Origin of the sequence: Mesorhizobium sp. M2A.F.Ca.ET.037.01.1.1 (genome assembly GCF_003998075.1) — a bacterium.
Lineage (GTDB): Bacteria > Pseudomonadota > Alphaproteobacteria > Rhizobiales > Rhizobiaceae > Mesorhizobium.
This window is the reverse complement of the sequence record NZ_RZSA01001249.1, coordinates 1-1,633: the sequence shown is the minus strand read 5'-3', so window position 1 is coordinate 1,633 and position 1,633 is coordinate 1. Positions and strand designations below refer to the sequence as shown.

Sequence of the window (1,633 nt, the reverse complement as noted above, 5' to 3'; positions counted from 1 at the left end):
CTTCATCTGCATCGTGCCGGTCATCGCCATCCTGCGGGCCGGCCATTACGGCGCGCTGGCGCCGCTGGTGGCGCTCGTCACCTCCGCTGACGGCCAGCCCAACGATCTGGCCTATTTCTGGCTGACCGGGGCGCTGTCTTCCTTCCTCGACAACGCGCCGACCTATCTGGTGTTCTTCGAGCTTGCCGGCGGTGATGCCCAGCACCTGATGACTGAGGCAGCCTCGACGCTGGCCGCGATCTCGGCGGGAGCGGTGTTCATGGGCGCCAACACCTATATCGGCAACGCACCCAACTTCATGGTCTTCGCCATCGCCAGGCATCGCGGCTTCAAGATGCCGGGCTTCTTCGGCTATATGGCGTGGTCCGGCCTTGTGCTGATCCCGACATTCTTGATTGCCGGGTTTTTGCTTTTCTGAAGCGGCGCGGAGCCTTACCTCCCCCTTGTGGGGAGGTCGGACTGCAGGTCCGGGTGGGGGTCGGCGCTGCCCCGTCCCCGCTGCTTCGCAGCGACCCTCCCCACAAAGGGGGAGGGTAATCCTCAGCCCACTCCAACATATCTTCGCACCGCCGAGGGATCCGCCCGCAGCGCTTCGACGTCCACCGTCTCGCGGTTGCGGCCGTTCTCGATGAAGCAAACCCGATCAGCGACCGACAGCACGGCGTCGACGCGCTGCTCGACCAGGATGGTGGAGACGCCGAGCTCGCGCAGCTTGGCCACCGTCTCGCGGATCCTGGCGATCATCGACGGCATCAGGCCCTCGGTCGGCTCGTCCAGCAACAGCACGTGCGGCTCGAGGCAGAGCGCGCGGGCCATGGCCAGCATCTGCTGCTCGCCACCGGAGAGCGTGCCTGAACGCTGCTTCAGCCGCTCGCGTAGCAGCGGGAAGAGATCGAGGACGTTCTCGCGCGTCTGCTTGCCCTTGCCGCGCGCCATCAAGCCGATCTCGATGTTTTCCGCCACGCTCATCTCGGCGAACAGGCGCCTGCCCTGCGGCACATAGGCGACGCCAGCCTTCGGCACGTCATGCGCGGCGAGGCCGGTCAGTTCCTTGCCATCCAGCTTGATCGAGCCGGCGGCCGCCGGGACCAGCCCCATGATGGCCTTCAGCGTCGTCGTCTTGCCGGCGCCGTTGCGGCCGAACAGGCACAGCACCTCGCCCTTGTTGAGGACGAGGTCGAGGCCGTAGAGCACCTGCACCCCGCCATAGAAGCAATCGAGGCCGGCAATGGTGAGCAATTCCGTATCAGCCATGGGTCGCTCCGAGATAGGCGTCCTGGACTTGTGTGTTGGCGCGGATCTCGCCCGGCGTGCCTTCCGCAAGGATCTTGCCTGAATTGAAGACGGTGATGCGGTCGGCGAGTCCCATGACGACCGGCATGTTGTGCTCGATCAGAAGCACCGTCGCGTCCCTGGCGATCCCGCGCACCAGCGTGATGAAATTGTCGATCTCGCTGTCGGCCAGGCCCTGTGTAGGCTCATCGAGGATCAGCAAACGCGGCTTCAGCGCCAGGCCCATCGCCACTTCGAGCAGACGCTGATGGCCGTAGGAAAGATGCGCGGCCAGCGTGCCGGCGCGGTCGGCAAGTCCGGTGCGCTCCAGCGCCGCCATGACGCCGGTCCTGACCTGCCC

At 65.8% G+C, this 1,633-nt stretch carries 3 protein-coding genes; 1 reads left to right on the top strand and 2 read right to left on the bottom strand.

Going from position 1 to position 1,633, the window contains the following annotated elements:
* Window positions 1-418 (top strand): sodium:proton antiporter (locus EOA27_RS35625; protein WP_189562282.1); only part of this gene is annotated, 418 nt, incomplete at its 5' end.
* 122 nt (window positions 419-540) lie between these two features.
* Here the strand turns inward: EOA27_RS35625 and EOA27_RS35620 are convergent.
* Window positions 541-1,254, bottom strand: a complete 714-nt coding sequence (locus tag EOA27_RS35620) for an ABC transporter ATP-binding protein (protein WP_126079975.1) — start codon at window positions 1,252-1,254, stop codon at window positions 541-543.
* The coding region (locus tag EOA27_RS35615; protein WP_145970803.1) for an ATP-binding cassette domain-containing protein at window positions 1,247-1,633 on the bottom strand (387 nt) is incomplete at its 5' end. The genes EOA27_RS35615 and EOA27_RS35620, both read right to left, overlap by 8 nt.